At 36.3% G+C, this 13,713-nt stretch carries 16 protein-coding genes; 8 read left to right on the top strand and 8 right to left on the bottom strand.

Features of this window, described 5'->3' with window-relative positions:
- Nucleotides 1-56: 56 nt before the first annotated feature.
- Nucleotides 57-617, top strand: coding sequence for a porin family protein (locus tag IWB64_RS05305; protein WP_194533016.1), 561 nt, complete (start codon nt 57-59; stop codon nt 615-617).
- 289 nt (nt 618-906) lie between these two features.
- On the opposite strand, the gene IWB64_RS05300 is transcribed toward IWB64_RS05305, so the two are convergent.
- From IWB64_RS05300 to IWB64_RS05285, 4 genes are all read right to left on the bottom strand, one after another.
- Nucleotides 907-2,331 (bottom strand): Gfo/Idh/MocA family protein, encoded by a 1,425-nt coding sequence (locus IWB64_RS05300; RefSeq protein WP_194533015.1) that lies wholly within the window; start codon nt 2,329-2,331, stop codon nt 907-909.
- Nucleotides 2,332-2,406: 75 nt separating this feature from the next.
- Nucleotides 2,407-3,087 carry an HD domain-containing protein gene (locus IWB64_RS05295; RefSeq protein WP_194533014.1) on the bottom strand — a complete coding sequence of 227 codons (681 nt, stop codon included), beginning with the start codon at nt 3,085-3,087 and terminating at the stop codon, nt 2,407-2,409.
- Nucleotides 3,087-3,830: a lysophospholipid acyltransferase family protein gene (locus tag IWB64_RS05290; protein WP_194533013.1), complete on the bottom strand. Its 744-nt coding sequence runs from the start codon at nt 3,828-3,830 to the stop codon at nt 3,087-3,089. The genes IWB64_RS05295 and IWB64_RS05290 overlap by 1 nt, the downstream gene beginning before the upstream one ends.
- Before the next feature lie 86 nt (nt 3,831-3,916).
- Nucleotides 3,917-4,327, bottom strand: coding sequence for a BrxA/BrxB family bacilliredoxin (locus IWB64_RS05285; protein ID WP_038237079.1), 411 nt, complete (start codon nt 4,325-4,327; stop codon nt 3,917-3,919).
- Between the two features lie 202 nt (nt 4,328-4,529).
- Between IWB64_RS05285 and IWB64_RS05280 the strand changes: the two genes are divergently transcribed.
- From IWB64_RS05280 to IWB64_RS05265, 4 genes are all read left to right on the top strand, one after another.
- Nucleotides 4,530-5,267 carry a TerB family tellurite resistance protein gene (locus IWB64_RS05280; RefSeq protein ID WP_194533012.1) on the top strand — a complete coding sequence of 246 codons (738 nt, stop codon included), beginning with the start codon at nt 4,530-4,532 and terminating at the stop codon, nt 5,265-5,267.
- 40 nt (nt 5,268-5,307) lie between these two features.
- The gene (locus IWB64_RS05275) at nt 5,308-5,892 is read left to right on the top strand and encodes a HupE/UreJ family protein (RefSeq protein WP_194533011.1); all 585 of its coding nucleotides are present in this window, start codon (nt 5,308-5,310) and stop codon (nt 5,890-5,892) included.
- A gap of 125 nt (nt 5,893-6,017) precedes the next feature.
- Entirely contained in the window at nt 6,018-6,461 is a 444-nt protein-coding gene (locus IWB64_RS05270) for a deoxycytidylate deaminase (RefSeq protein WP_194533010.1), read from the top strand.
- 8 nt (nt 6,462-6,469) lie between these two features.
- Entirely contained in the window at nt 6,470-8,095 is a 1,626-nt protein-coding gene (locus tag IWB64_RS05265) for a S41 family peptidase (RefSeq protein ID WP_194533009.1), read from the top strand.
- Here IWB64_RS05265 and IWB64_RS05260 read toward each other — a convergent pair.
- Together IWB64_RS05260 and IWB64_RS05255 are read right to left on the bottom strand one after the other, a co-directional pair.
- Nucleotides 8,092-8,298, bottom strand: coding sequence for a hypothetical protein (locus tag IWB64_RS05260; RefSeq protein WP_194533008.1), 207 nt, complete (start codon nt 8,296-8,298; stop codon nt 8,092-8,094). The genes IWB64_RS05265 and IWB64_RS05260 overlap by 4 nt on opposite strands.
- Nucleotides 8,299-8,350: 52 nt before the next feature.
- Complete coding sequence (locus tag IWB64_RS05255) at nt 8,351-8,929, bottom strand: MarC family protein (protein ID WP_194533007.1); 579 nt, start codon at nt 8,927-8,929, stop codon at nt 8,351-8,353.
- Between the two features lie 118 nt (nt 8,930-9,047).
- Between IWB64_RS05255 and IWB64_RS05250 the strand changes: the two genes are divergently transcribed.
- On the top strand, nt 9,048-9,620 hold the full coding sequence (locus tag IWB64_RS05250; protein ID WP_194533006.1) for a DUF3109 family protein: 573 nt from the start codon (nt 9,048-9,050) through the stop codon (nt 9,618-9,620).
- On the opposite strand, the gene IWB64_RS05245 is transcribed toward IWB64_RS05250, so the two are convergent.
- Together IWB64_RS05245 and IWB64_RS05240 are read right to left on the bottom strand one after the other, a co-directional pair.
- On the bottom strand, nt 9,610-11,397 hold the full coding sequence (locus tag IWB64_RS05245; RefSeq protein ID WP_226975811.1) for a tetratricopeptide repeat-containing sensor histidine kinase: 1,788 nt from the start codon (nt 11,395-11,397) through the stop codon (nt 9,610-9,612). The two genes, IWB64_RS05250 and IWB64_RS05245, sit on opposite strands and share 11 nt — an antisense overlap.
- A gap of 203 nt (nt 11,398-11,600) precedes the next feature.
- The gene (locus IWB64_RS05240; RefSeq protein WP_194533004.1) at nt 11,601-12,335 is read right to left on the bottom strand and encodes a LytR/AlgR family response regulator transcription factor; all 735 of its coding nucleotides are present in this window, start codon (nt 12,333-12,335) and stop codon (nt 11,601-11,603) included.
- 364 nt (nt 12,336-12,699) lie between these two features.
- Here IWB64_RS05240 and IWB64_RS20525 point away from each other — a divergent pair, with 364 nt between their 5' ends.
- Together IWB64_RS20525 and IWB64_RS05235 are read left to right on the top strand one after the other, a co-directional pair.
- Nucleotides 12,700-12,831 carry a hypothetical protein gene (locus IWB64_RS20525; RefSeq protein ID WP_262893338.1) on the top strand — a complete coding sequence of 44 codons (132 nt, stop codon included), beginning with the start codon at nt 12,700-12,702 and terminating at the stop codon, nt 12,829-12,831.
- 44 nt (nt 12,832-12,875) lie between these two features.
- Nucleotides 12,876-13,463, top strand: coding sequence for a hypothetical protein (locus IWB64_RS05235; protein WP_194533003.1), 588 nt, complete (start codon nt 12,876-12,878; stop codon nt 13,461-13,463).
- The last annotated feature ends 250 nt before the right edge of the window (nt 13,464-13,713 follow it).

The raw sequence follows: 13,713 nt of genomic DNA, 5'->3' as shown, positions 1-13,713 counted from the left end.
AACCTTTTTTATATGATGACATTAACAGGGAAACTGTTAAATAAAACATGTAGATTATGAAAAAACTAGTATTCTTTTTAACCGCACTTTTAACTATTACCGCTATCAATGCTCAAGATTTTAACTTTGGGGTAAAAGGAGGGATTAATATTGCTTCAGTTGGAGGTAGTGCATATTCCAGTTTAGGAAGTTTAGGTACAAAAGTCAGCTTTCATTTAGGAGGAGTTGCAGAATTTCCTATTTCCGAAAAAATATCGGTACAACCAGAACTGCTGTATTCTTCTCAGGGAACAAGATGGAATTACGGCACTAACGATGACAATTTAAAACTGGACTATATAAATTTACCGATTTTAGGGAAGTATTATATTTTAGAAGGTCTAAGTGCAGAAGCAGGACCGTTAGTAGGTTTTTTATTATCAACCAATGAAGATGATGATGACCGATTTAATTCTCTAGACATTGCCTTTGCCATTGGTGCGTCATACAAATTGAACGAAAACATATTTTTCAGCCTTAGGTACAATAAAGGTATTGCCAATATTAATGATGATTCTTATACAGGAGGAAAGAGTCAGAACAATGTGTTTCAGCTTTCTGCCGGATACGCATTTTAAATAAATTTTGACTGGAATTTTGAGCGCAATAGAGAGTTATCTTTTAATAGGTTCTCTATTGCGCTCATTTTATGTTTTCTATTTTGACTTTCTATTTTTTAGCGTTTATCTACTGCTTATTTATTAGCAGAATCTTAAGTTAATAACTTCATTTTCAGCGTTATCATCAATAATTTTCTTGCAAAAAAGTAAATTTAATTTTTGTATAATCGAATCTAATAGTTTGGTTTCGCCCATTTAATGTTAAATTTAAGAAGAAGGCATTACTACAATTTCTTACAGCCTTTCTTTATTTCAATTCCCACCCTTTACGGTACTTCCCTTTAACCCATTCGTTGGCAAGGTCCCAGTTGGTAACATTCATATTGGCGCCATCCCAAAGAATTTTTCTTCTTCCAGGGTATTCAAAAGGATCCCAGTCCCCTATTTTTTTACCGTCTTTCAGTTTTTTGTACTGAAACGCTTTAATGGCCAAGTTGCCCATTAATACAGCTTCTGTTAATGGCCCTGATTTTTTAAAGTCTGATGAGGTCTCAGTACCGTTTAAGCAACCTTCTACAAAATTTCTCTGGTGTCCATCTACATCACCATCAATTCTACCTAAATAAGGCGCAGGCGCTTTAAACATATCCATGTTTTGGCTTGGTAGCAATCTTGCATTTCGTGAGTAGGTATCTGTAACTAAAATACCTTTGGTTCCATAAAATACAGAACCGCCTCCACCATCACCAATAGTTTCGCCATCTGCCAATTCATCCGGTAAATCAGGCATAAGTCCACCGTCATACCAGTTTAGTGCAATATCACCATGTTGCTCTGTATTGAATTTTAAACGTACGATAGAAGATGCAGGGCATGATTCACTGTAATCAGCTTCCACAAAATCGCCCACCCAATTGGTAGTACAACTAGCTTCAGCTTCTGTAGGATATCCTAAATTAAGTACGCTAAAAGGAGTTTCCATAATATGGCATCCCATGTCACCAAGGGCTCCAGTTCCAAAATCCCAGAAACCTCTCCATTTAAAAGGAAGATAGGCCTCATTGTAATCCCGTTGTGCAGCAACACCTAACCATAGGTCCCAATCAAGACCTTTGGGAATAGGTTGTTTCTCCGTAGGCGCTGGAACACCTTGTGGCCAGACCGGACGGTTCGTCCAGCAATCTACTTTATATACTTTTCCGATAATACCGGAATCTATCCATTCTTTTGCCTCACGGCTACCATCACTAGAAGCGCCTTGGTTCCCCATTTGAGTTACAATGCCATGCTCTTTGGCAACTTGGGTCATCATACGTGCTTCGTTGATATTATGCGTCAACGGCTTTTCAACATAGGCATGTTTTTTTTCACGCATAAAAGGCAGTGCAATAGAAGCATGCATATGATCTGGTGTTGCCACCATAATCGCATCTATTTCGCTGAGGTGCTTATCATAGACCTTTCTATAATCCTTGTATCTTTTTGCCTTCGGATATTTTTTATAAGTGTCGGCCGCTCTTCTGTCATCAACATCACAGAGTGTTACAAATTTTACTTTGCCGGTTCCGTCTAGCCCCTGCATAACTCCCGATCCACGACCGCCAATACCAAAAGCGCCTACATAAAGGGTATCGCTAGGTGCAACATGGTTCTTACCCATAACAAAACTTGGTACGATGGAAAATACGGCGGAGGCCGCTGCAGTATTCTTGATAAATTTTCTTCTTTGCATCTTCAAAAATTGGATTTAGGTTCTGAACTTGAAGGTACAAAAAAAAGTGAGGTCGCGGAGGTGATTTTTAATAGGTTAAGGTGTGAACCCTGTGTTTGACACTAGTGGGTCCCATTCTTTGTAAAACTGTTTGAGGAAATCTTCCATATATTGGTGGCGTTCTTCGGCCAACTTTGTGCCAGTTTTGGTATTCAATTTATCCTTTAGTAAAAGCAGTTTTTCATAAAAGTGATTAAGCGTAGGAGCGCTGGATTTTTTATATTCCGCTTTGCTCATTTTTAAATTTGGCGCAATCTCAGGGTTATAGAGCTCTCTATTTTTAAACCCTCCGTAATTAAAGGCTCTGGCAATACCTATGGCGCCTAAAGCATCTAGCCGGTCTGCATCTTGAACGACTTCTAATTCTAAAGAAGAAAACTTCTCCTCAGTTTTTTCAAGGGAATTTTTAAAGGAGATATTTTCAATAATCTTAATGACGTGGTTAATTGTCTCTTCGTTCACCTTTAAATCGTCCAAAAAATTTTGTGCGAGTTTGGGTCCAACGGTCTCATCGCCATTATTGAATTTTGCATCTGCTATATCATGTAATAGCGCACCAAGACTAACTACTAATATATCTACTTTTTCTTCTTTGGCGATAAGCAGTGTATTTTTAAAAACGCGTTCTATATGAAACCAATCGTGTCCTCCTTCGGCTCCTTTTAAAGTTTCTTTTACAAAAGCAATGGTCTGCTCTACTATTTCGGTGTCTGTCATTATGTTGATTTGAAAGAGGTGATACCTGAGTTAACCTTTTGTTCGGTCTCAGCTAAAACAGAATCAAAATTGGAGTTAACTTCAATAGGCTCGTGTACTTGAAAGGTAATATGGTTACCAATGCCATTTGGGAATTTCCCGTATTTGAGCATTTTCCATGAGTTATTGATACTTATGGGAACTACCAAGGCGGAAGGTGCATTTTTCATAAGAAGCTTAAGTCCTGTGGCCTTGAACGGTTTTGGATGGCCGGTGCGGCTTCGGGTTCCTTCAGGGAATATTACTGCACTTCTTTTATGCTTTTCTATATACCGCCCAAGTTTTGCAATTTCGGATAGGGCCTGTCTGCTATCGTTTCTGTCAATAAGAACAGAACCTCCGTGACGTAGGTTATACGAAACGCTGGGTATGCCTTTACCAAGTTCTTTTTTACTAACAAATTTTGGCTGGTGTTTACGCATGAACCAAACAATAGGGGGTATGTCATGCATGCTCTGGTGATTGGGTACGATGATTAATGGCCTATCTGTTGGAATGTCATACGGGTTATTAAACTCATAGGTAGTTCCCAATATATGCGTGCACCGCATAAGGGAAAGATTAAGGAGGGCTACGCTCATCCTATGGGCATCATACCCAAAAATATTAAAACAAACCCATTGAATAGGGTGATATATCAATAGACATAATCCAAAGAAAATTATGTAAATGAAAGTAAGTGGGTATGCCAATAGTTTTTGCATGGTACAAAAATAAAAAACCGCTTCAGAGGGAAGCGGTTTTTTGTATTCTTTTATACTCTCTTATAAAGAGAAGTGTTTAAACACTTCTAGCAGAACTCCTCGTAAGCACCAACAAGGTTTTCAGCAATCAATTCTGCCGGTCTACCTTCAATGTGGTGACGCTCAATCATATGAACCAATTCGCCATCTTTAAAAAGAGCCATACTTGGCGATGATGGAGGAAAAGGAATCATTAGGTTTCTTGCTGTATTTACGGCCTCAATGTCAACACCGGCAAAAACCGTAACGATATGGTCAGGTTTTTTAGCGTTGTGTAAACTTAATTTTGCCGCAGGTCTAGCGTTTGCCGCTGCACAACCACAAACAGAGTTTACTACAACTAAGGTAGTACCTTCTTTTTTGATTGCATTTTCGACTGCTTCTGATGTATGTAATTCTTCAAACCCAGCTGATGCCAAGTCTTGTCTCATAGGTTTTACCAATTCTGCGGGATACATATTTTTATATTTTATGATAGTTATCAAAGATACTTAATTTGTCGCGTTTAGTTGATAGACTTAACTTTTCGTTAGCGAAAAGTCTAAAATTGCTGCTGTAGATGGCTGTATTTACCAACAATTGTTTTTTAGTTGTCTCTCTGTTTTTTTAGAAGCTTAGTTCTTGTCGCTTTTAATATCTTTGCCCAAATTTAGAAAAGGCATGATTAAATGGTTCGCGGCCATCGCAGGGTATTATTTTTTTAGGTTTCCAGGAGCAATTTTGGGATACCTTATCGGTAGCTTTATTGATGGTCTTAAGATTAGTGGTGGGGGTGGAGCACAGTCTGTTTTTGGTGATATGACGCGTCAGAAAGTAACGCCGGCAGATTTTGAGCTGAATTTACTGTCTTTATGTTCTATAGTAATTAAGGCAGATGGTACGGTAAGCCAACGTGAAATGGATTATGTGCGGCAATATTTTGTTAGCACTTATGGTAAGGACAAGGCTAATGCCATATTCAGGACATTTAATGAAATCAATAAAAAGCATGAGATTTCTGCCCAGCGTATCTGTACGTTTTTAAATCAGCGTACTAGGTATGAAGTTCGTTTACAGTTGCTTCACTTTTTATTTGGTATAGCTCAGGCAGATGGTTCTGTAAGTACTCCGGAGATTCAAAAAATCCGTGAGATTGCAGGTTATTTGCGGGTGAGTCTTAGAGACTTTGAAAGTATTATGGCCATGTTCATCAAATCTGTGAACAATGCGTACAAAATTTTGGAGATAGAAAAATCGGCGAGTAATGACGAGGTAAAAAAAGCCTACCGTACTATGGCCAAGAAATATCACCCAGACCGTGTGAACACAGAAAACGAGGCTATTAAGAAGGGTGCCGAGGAAAAATTTAAGGAAGTGCAAAAGGCGTACGAAGAAATTCAGTCTGAAAGAGGTTTGTGAAAGTATTTTGGTTCTTTCATCGCCTTAATGAAGTTTGAAAATGCAAGAATTCTTTTTCTATATACAGATGGGTTTGGAGCATGTGCTGGATTTCAGTGCATATGACCATATTCTTTTTTTAGCGGCATTGGCCATTCCCTTTTCTTTTAAGACTTGGAAAAAAGTAGTTGTATTAGCTACTGTGTTTACAATTGCACACTGCTTATCACTTGCCTTGAGTGCCTATGGTGCAGTAACGGTAGATGTTAGCCTTATTGAATTTTTGATTCCCGTAACTATAATGATGACGGCTATCTTTAATTTTGTATACATGCGTAAAACGGCAACTACTCAAAATATGCAGGGTCATGTGCTGGCCACACTAGTTTTTGGTCTCATTCACGGTTTCGGTTTTAGCAATTACTTTAGAATGCTAATGGCCGAAGAGGATAATAAATTAGTTCCTCTTCTTGGTTTTGCTACAGGTATTGAAATTTCGCAAGTCGCCATAGTTTTGTCCGTTTTATCGGTGAGTTGGGCTCTAATTGCAGCTACGAAAGTAAAGAAAGCGCTGTTCGTCGTAATTACGTCAATTTTAATTATACTTCTAACAATACCAATGCTTATTCATACGTTTCCGCTTTAGTAACTAATTTATTTTCACTTAAAATTAACCCCTAATTATTGTTGGGCTTTTTTAAAGCAGGTATCTTAGTTGTATTGCAGGTAAGATAATTAGCACATATGTCTATTGTTGTATCTTCGCATTACATGAAAAAGTCAAAACAAGAAAAATACGATAAGGCCTATCTGCGCATGGCAGATGAGTGGGGTAAGCTATCCTATTGCCAACGTAAACAGGTTGGTGCCATCATTGTAAAAGATAGAATGATTATATCTGATGGGTACAATGGTACACCAACAGGTTTTGAAAATATTTGCGAAGACGATGAGGGGTATACCAAATGGTATGTTTTGCATGCAGAAGCAAATGCAATAAGTAAAGTAGCCTCTTCAACCCAGTCATGTGAGGGAGCAACACTTTATATTACGCTTTCTCCATGTAGGGAATGCAGTAAATTAATACATCAGTCAGGTATAAAACGAGTAGTATATAAAAGAGCTTACAAGGACGATTCTGGATTACAGTTTCTAGAACGTGCCGATATAGAATTAGTGCATTTACCGGAAATTGAATCTACGGTAGACGAGTAAAAATAATTATGAAAAAACAACAAAACTACATATGGCCTACTGTAATAGCTGCAGCACTTGCGCTAGGTATTTTTGTTGGAGGGAAACTGCATTTTGCAGACTCCCCTGAAAAACTCTTTACTACCAACTCTAAAAAAGACAAACTCAATAGACTCATAGATTATATAGATTATGAGTATGTAGATGATATTGATACGGATAGCATTGTAGATGTAACCGTTAATCAGATTCTTGAGAAATTAGACCCACATTCCGTTTATATTCCTAAAAACGAAATGGACCGGGTTTCGGAAAACATGAAGGGTGATTTTGTAGGGATTGGTATTAACTTTTACCCGTATAAAGACACTATTTCAGTAATTAGAACAGTTCCTAATGGCCCTAGCTATTTAAAAGGAATAAAAGCAGGAGACCGTATTCTGATGGCCAATAAAGACACTTTATATGGCAAAGACCTAGCTAGTCAAGATATTGTTGGCAAGCTGAAAGGAGAAAAAGGTAGTGCTGTAAAATTGAAAGTCTTTAGAAAATCAGAAAATAAAACATTCACGGTCAGTGTAAAAAGAGATATTGTACCTATTAAAAGCGTAGAGGCATACTATATGTTAACGGATGATATGGCCTATATTAAGGTGAATCGTTTTGCAGAATCTACATACAAGGAATTCAAATCGGCATTATCAGAATTGACCAAGCAAGGTGCCACGAAGTTAACTTTAGACTTAAGAGATAATCCCGGAGGTTATTTAGGTGTTGCCGAGCAAATGGCAGATGAGTTCCTTAAAGATGGTAAACTTATTTTGTTTACCAAAAACAAAAAAGGAAACATCAATAAAATATATGCTACCTCAAAAGGGAAGTTTGAGGATAAACCTATTTATGTATTAATCAATGAAAGGTCTGCATCTGCAAGTGAAATAATAGCAGGTGCTTTACAAGATAATGACATTGGTACTATAGTTGGTCGTCGTTCATTTGGTAAGGGTTTAGTGCAACGCGAGATGGAATTAGGAGATGGTTCTGCAATACGGCTTACAGTTTCTAGGTATTATACACCTACAGGTAGAAGTATTCAGAAGTCATATGAAAACGGAAATGAAGATTACTACAAAACGTTCACGGATAGATATCATAGTGGGGAATTAGTTACTGTAGATAGTATAAAAGTGGCCGATTCCTTGAAATTCACAACACCTAAAGGTAAAGTAGTTTACGGTGGAGGCGGAATTATCCCAGATGTGTTTGTTCCAATAGGTTCAAACGAGGAAGAAGCTGTGGAAAGCATGGATAGTTTTGGATGGCTTTCCTACTTTATTTTTGAACATTTAGATGATGATAGAAAACGTTACAATTCGTACACAAAGAAAGAGTTCATTACAGATTTTAAAGTAGACGATATTCTTTTTGAAAAATTTGTGGAATATTCGGTTCAAAGAAATCTAAGAATGAATTTCTATGAATATGAGAATAGTATTAAGCTTTATCTAAAAGCTGCACTGTCAGAACAGTTGTTTGGAGCCAATGTACATGCCCAAATAAAAAGCGCCGAAGATAAAATGTTACAGGAGGTGCTAAAGTTAGACAACCCAGTTTTGGAGCAAGAAGAAGCTGAAGCTATAGAAAGCAACAACTAACTACGTTGCTCTACTTTTTTCTGTATTTTTTTACTTGTTCTAAAAATTAAAATGAGCATTATAGCACAAAGTGAAGCTACAATACCAATTAAGGCAATAGTGCTATCTCCATTAAAAGGGTTCTCAAAATCAATCATCGTTACATTATAAGCTATAAGTGCAATGGCTGCTATGACTATGATAATAGTTAGTGTCTTATTCATTTTAATGTTTTTTACAGGTTTGAAAAATGGAGTATATAGCCTGTTGATTCTACTAGAATAACTCGTTAGCGTTCGCTGCGAATAGTTTTACTGCAATGGCCAATAGAATAACCCCAAAAACCTTTCTTATAACGTTAAGTCCATTTTTACCTAGTACTTTCTCTATCCTTCTTGAGGATTTTAGAACTAGATATACAAAAATAGTGTTTAAGGTGATGGCAACAATAATATTTTCTACGCGAAATTCAGCTCTTAATGAAAGTAACGCTGTTAGTGTACCTGCACCCGCAATTAATGGGAAGGCAATAGGAACTATAGAGGCACTTTCTGGCTCATCCTCTTTATAAAGAGTAATCCCCAATATCATCTCTAAAGCAAGAAAAAAGAGAATGAAAGACCCTGCAACAGCAAAGGAATATACATCTATACCAATTAGCTTTAGTATTTTTTGACCAACAAAAAGAAAGGCAATCATAATAACCAATGAAACAAAAGAAGCCTTTTCGGACTCTATATGCCCTACTTTTTTCCGTAAGCCTATAATTATTGGAATACTTCCTAAAATATCAATAACCGCAAAGAGTACCATAGTAGCGGTCGCAATCTCCCGTAAATCGAATTGTATGTCCATACCTTAAAATTTTTCGCAAAATTACATTTAATTAAACCGATAGAAAGCATAGATATGTAATTAATTTACGGGTAAAAATCCTCTTTAAAAAGTATCTTTGCGGTTCTAAACCCGCAGTATGTTTCAATTAGGTAATACCATAGTATCAGAAGAAATTATCGAAAAGGATTTTGTCTGCAATATTACGGCTTGCAAAGGCCAATGCTGTATAGATGGAAATGCTGGAGCACCATTAGAAGAAGAGGAAACTGAGATTATTGTAGATATCTATAGTAAAGTAAAACCTTTCTTGAGAAAAGAAGGTATTGATGCTATTGAGGAGCAAGGAGCTTTCGTTAAGGGAGATGATGGGGAATGGGAAACCCCATTAGTAAACAATAGTGAGTGTGCTTATGTTATTTTTTCTGACAATGGAACTGCAAAATGCGGTATTGAAGAGGCCTATAACCAAGGTGCCGTAAAGTGGAAGAAACCTGTTTCATGCCACCTCTACCCTGTTCGTATACGAGAGTATACAGAACTTACTGCTGTTAACTACCATAAATGGAGCATTTGTGATCCTGCCTGTGCTTTGGGGGATGAACTTAAAGTGCCAATATATAAGTTTGTAAAGGAAGCACTGATACGGAAGTTTGGTGAAGCTTGGTACAAAGAATTAGAACAAGTAGCCATAGAGCATACTAAACAGTAGGGATGTGAAGTATTACCTTGGTTCCCAAAGGTTCTTGATTTTCATCATATAAATCCACAATTTCCACATCAAAAGTATTTTGAAGGTCTTTGGAAAAGTTGGCAAGTCTTTCTTTTGTAATATCAATACCTACAGACTTCCGTTTTAAGACTTTGTTTCTTTTTATTTTATCGGCCATAACCCTTCCGACACCATTATCTGATATGGCAATGTGGATAAAATCTTGTTTGTCTTTTGAAATATGAAGGTCAATGATTTTCTCACCTTTTTTTGGAGAGAGTCCATGCCAGATAGCATTCTCAAGGAATGGTTGTAAAATTAATGAAGGAATTTTTACGGTGTGAGTATCTATATTTTTATCCACACGAATTTTAAAATCTATCTCGTTCGAAAAACGGATGTTTTCTATATTCATATAGAGATCTACAGTCTCTAACTCTTCGGCCAAGGGAATTTCTCGCATCGATGAGGATTCTAGAATCTTCCGCACCAATTTTGAGAATTTGTTTAGATAGTGAACAGCATTCTTCTGTTCGTTATTTATGATATATAACTTTATGGAATTGAGTGAGTTGAATAAAAAATGAGGATTCATTTGGCTACGTAGCATGCTTTGTTCCAAAGTCAATACCTTTTTTTCATTTTTAAGCTGATATTGTCTATAGAGGATGTAAAAAATACCCGCTAACAATGCTAGGGCAATACTGCCAATGAGAAGCGTTGTGTAACTATTACGGAGTTTCGTTTGAACCGCCTCCTTCTCTTTGGCCAAAATCTGAATTTCGCTATTTTTCTTCTCAGAATCATACCTATAGGTAATATCGTTTACGTAGCGAACGGTATTTTCATTTACGATTTCTTTTTCAAGTTCTGTTGCTTTTATATTGTATTCAAGTGCTTTTTTATAATCACCAGTTTCCTGGTATAGGTCTGTCAATAAGTTACTTGCCCGAGCGGCTTCGTTTCTAATATTAAATTTTTCAGCCACACGGAGTCCTTCTAAAATATTCTTTTTGGCATCTGCATAGTCTCCATTTACCATCTTTCCCCAGCCGAGATTGATATATATAGGAGATACAAGAAAGCCGTCACCTATTCTTTTAGCAGTAGGCAGTGTTGGTAACAAAAGTTTCTCGGCCTCGTTTATACGGCCTTTCTTTAGGTACACGCTTGCTATGTTTGTTTTGCAAATAACCAGGCCTGTATCGTCATTAATTTGCTCATTATAGGCTAACGACGTTCGGTAATTTTCTAATGCCTCGTCTAATTCACCTAAGGATTCTTGGCATTTTCCTATATTTCCATAATTAATTGCCATGCCCAAGGTATTGCCAAGTTCGGTTTCCAAAACCAAGGACCGTTTAAAATAATCTATAGCCTGATTATATTGGTTAAGCCTACTATATAGGTTACCAATGGAATTTAGAGATACGTTAATACTTTTTTGTAGATTCTTGGACCGATTCTCCTTTTTAACGGTCTCAGCAAGCTCTATTGCCTGTTGGTTATAATCCATTGCTTTTCGTATGGAAGATATTCTACGGTAAACGACGCCTAGATCATTTAAGCTAGCCACTTTAAACTCAATATGGTTGGTTTTACTGGCAATTTGCAAGGCTTTTTTATGCAATTCAACCGCTTGTACGTACTGAGATTTATTTCGGTAAGCCCTGCCTAGTTCGTTATAAGAATAAATTTGACCTGAAGTGTATTCTTTGTTTAGCGAAGCCGCAGAGAAATAACGCATAAGAAGGGTGTCCGTCTTATATTTTCGCATCACTGAGTGGATATCTAAATAGTTGGTTGGAGCTAAAGTTATAAGGCTGTCAACCGTTTTTTTAAAAGATGCGGGTATGGTTTGGGCATTAACTTTAGCTGGATAAAAAAAGCTAAATAAAAGTATAAACAATTTGCCCAAAAGGATTAGGTGTCTGAAGATGTAGGACTTTTTATTTTTGAGATTCGGACTCATTAATTAGGTTAGAGCATATCCAAAAAATCTGATTTTTTCTGTCTGGAAACGGGAATCTTATGATTGGATTCCAAGATAACATATCCATCGGTTTTCAAAAACTCTTTTATTTTAGTAAGGTTGATAATATATGAATTGTGAATTCTAAAAAAAGAATCTGCTGGTAAGAGCTCATTTACCTCTTTGAGTTTTTTGGTAAGTACAATCTTGTGGCCATCGGCTAAAAAAATGGTACTATAATTTCCATCAGACTCGGCATATAAAATTTCATCGCTATCTAGAAAAACTAACTTCCCATCTGTATTAAAAGTTATTTTTTTGTGCTTTGCGTTGGAGTTGAAATTTAATAATAACCTTTCCAATCGCTCTGCCGTAAAATTTTTGGCATTATGTTTCCTGATTTTTACGATAGTTTCTCTAAGGTCATCCGTATCAATAGGTTTTAGAAGATAATCTATAGCCTCGTTCTTTAAGGCTTTTATAGCATATTGATTATAAGCGGTTGTGATTACTACAGGAAAATTTTTATTTGTCAATTTTTGAATAAACTGAAAACCATCCATCGTTGGCATTTCAATATCCAGAAAAAGGCAATCTGGCGTATTTTTTTCTAGATAGGTCAATGCCTCAAAGGGGTCGGTAAAGGAAGCCTCCACTTTTATTTCATCGCTAAAATTGGTCAATTCCCAAGAAAGGCTTTGCAAGGCTTTGATTTCATCATCAACGATTACGGCTTCTATCATAGAACAATACTTTAAGGTAAAGTAAACAAAATTAATGGTATGGCATGTTTTATGATTATAAAGATGTATCGATGGATATAATTAAAGTGTGTTTGGTATAAAAATTGGTAAAAACGGTTCTGAAGGCTTTACATCAGACTTTCTAAAAAGATATTTGCGTTGAAATAAGCATTTTTAACCCATGTGAAGCCTTGTAAAACAAGGTAGTTGCCATTTATACAGAAAAGTAGACCATTTATACATAACCACGATAATCACGGGATGTTCAATATTACATTAGCCTCATGAATGTATGATGGTTATTAATGTTTCCCCAGGATTTTTATAACGGATTCTAATAAGGTAAAACTAAATAACAATAGCAATGAAAAAATGTCTGTTCATGTTCGCATTACTTGTAGTTACTCTAGTAGCGGCAGCTTTGACCGATACAAGTGAGATTAAAGAATTGAATAATGATTTAGTTGTTGGGGAGCAGGTTGCAGAAAATAGGTAATTAAGCTAACAAGAGTCAATTAAGAAATATAAAAACTAGTAGCTATGTATAGTTTACTATTTCAATTTTTCAGTAACGCAACCAAAGCTGGGTTTTGGTTGGTGTTCTCGGTTTTCTCTTTTTCGAATTCTGGAGTAGACCATAAGTTGTCACCTTCTTTTCTTTTGGAGGACACTTATGTATCAAACAATTTGGGAATAGCAGATAGTATAACTAATATTTTAGAACGCTCTTTAGTTTTTGAATCACGTACGATGGTATCTAGTAGCGGTATCTCATTTACAAGTATTGAGTTAAAACCAGATTTTGACGTTACGGAAAATAAGCAACTTTTTGGCATGGTAATTTCTAAACCTACAAAAGATTTAAATACGGTAATAGGTAGACATGAAGTTGCGGAGAGTTCAAATAGTCTATTGAGCGAGTTTAATGGCGTATTCGGTTTTATTAATATCACCAATCTTGATGAGAAACCCTATTTTACATATAAAGGCTCTGTAAATATTAAAGAAATCAATCAACAATGGATAAGGGGGCGTATAGATTTGTCTTTTAAAAATACAGAAGGCAGAATGGCATACGTTAGTAGAAAGTTTGAAGCTCAAAGAAAAGAAAGTTTAACCTTACAATAGAGGAACTGTTTAATCGTTACTTTAGTGTAGACTTGTGATGTTTATAACGATCTACGAATGATCACGTTAGAATCAATATTTATAGTGGTCTATGGTAGTCCGTGTTAAGAAAATGCTTATTTTTACAACCCCCCAAATTGGTAATCACCAATATTGAATATAGTACAAGTTTAGATACATATAAAAATACCAAACCAACAATAAGAAAAAACTACATATGGGGAACTATCTTACAATTTTATGAAACTGC

Origin of the sequence: Zobellia nedashkovskayae, assembly GCF_015330125.1 — a bacterium.
GTDB classification, from domain to species: Bacteria; Bacteroidota; Bacteroidia; order Flavobacteriales; family Flavobacteriaceae; genus Zobellia; species Zobellia nedashkovskayae.
The sequence above is the reverse complement of the archived record's forward strand: the minus strand, read 5'-3'. Positions and strand labels throughout refer to the sequence as shown.

Bases quoted from the DNA above. Each gene is read 5' to 3' on its own strand.
- IWB64_RS05300 (WP_194533015.1), bottom strand. From the start codon at position 2,331: ATGCAAAGAAGAAAATTTATCAAGAATACTGCAGCGGCCTCCGCCGTA.
- IWB64_RS05290 (WP_194533013.1), bottom strand. From the start codon at position 3,830: ATGCAAAAACTATTGGCATACCCACTTACTTTCATTTACATAATTTTC.
- IWB64_RS05275 (WP_194533011.1), top strand. From the start codon at position 5,308: ATGCAAGAATTCTTTTTCTATATACAGATGGGTTTGGAGCATGTGCTG.
- IWB64_RS05280 (WP_194533012.1), top strand. From the start codon at position 4,530: ATGATTAAATGGTTCGCGGCCATCGCAGGGTATTATTTTTTTAGGTTT.
- IWB64_RS05265 (WP_194533009.1), top strand. From the start codon at position 6,470: ATGAAAAAACAACAAAACTACATATGGCCTACTGTAATAGCTGCAGCA.
- IWB64_RS05305 (WP_194533016.1), top strand. From the start codon at position 57: ATGAAAAAACTAGTATTCTTTTTAACCGCACTTTTAACTATTACCGCT.
- IWB64_RS05255 (WP_194533007.1), bottom strand. From the start codon at position 8,929: ATGGACATACAATTCGATTTACGGGAGATTGCGACCGCTACTATGGTA.
- IWB64_RS05250 (WP_194533006.1), top strand. From the start codon at position 9,048: ATGTTTCAATTAGGTAATACCATAGTATCAGAAGAAATTATCGAAAAG.
- IWB64_RS05260 (WP_194533008.1), bottom strand. From the start codon at position 8,298: ATGAATAAGACACTAACTATTATCATAGTCATAGCAGCCATTGCACTT.
- IWB64_RS05295 (WP_194533014.1), bottom strand. From the start codon at position 3,087: ATGACAGACACCGAAATAGTAGAGCAGACCATTGCTTTTGTAAAAGAA.
- IWB64_RS20525 (WP_262893338.1), top strand. From the start codon at position 12,700: ATGAAAAAATGTCTGTTCATGTTCGCATTACTTGTAGTTACTCTAGTA.
- IWB64_RS05245 (WP_226975811.1), bottom strand. From the start codon at position 11,397: ATGCGAAAATATAAGACGGACACCCTTCTTATGCGTTATTTCTCTGCG.
- IWB64_RS05235 (WP_194533003.1), top strand. From the start codon at position 12,876: ATGTATAGTTTACTATTTCAATTTTTCAGTAACGCAACCAAAGCTGGG.
- IWB64_RS05270 (WP_194533010.1), top strand. From the start codon at position 6,018: ATGAAAAAGTCAAAACAAGAAAAATACGATAAGGCCTATCTGCGCATG.
- IWB64_RS05240 (WP_194533004.1), bottom strand. From the start codon at position 12,335: ATGATAGAAGCCGTAATCGTTGATGATGAAATCAAAGCCTTGCAAAGC.
- IWB64_RS05285 (WP_038237079.1), bottom strand. From the start codon at position 4,327: ATGTATCCCGCAGAATTGGTAAAACCTATGAGACAAGACTTGGCATCA.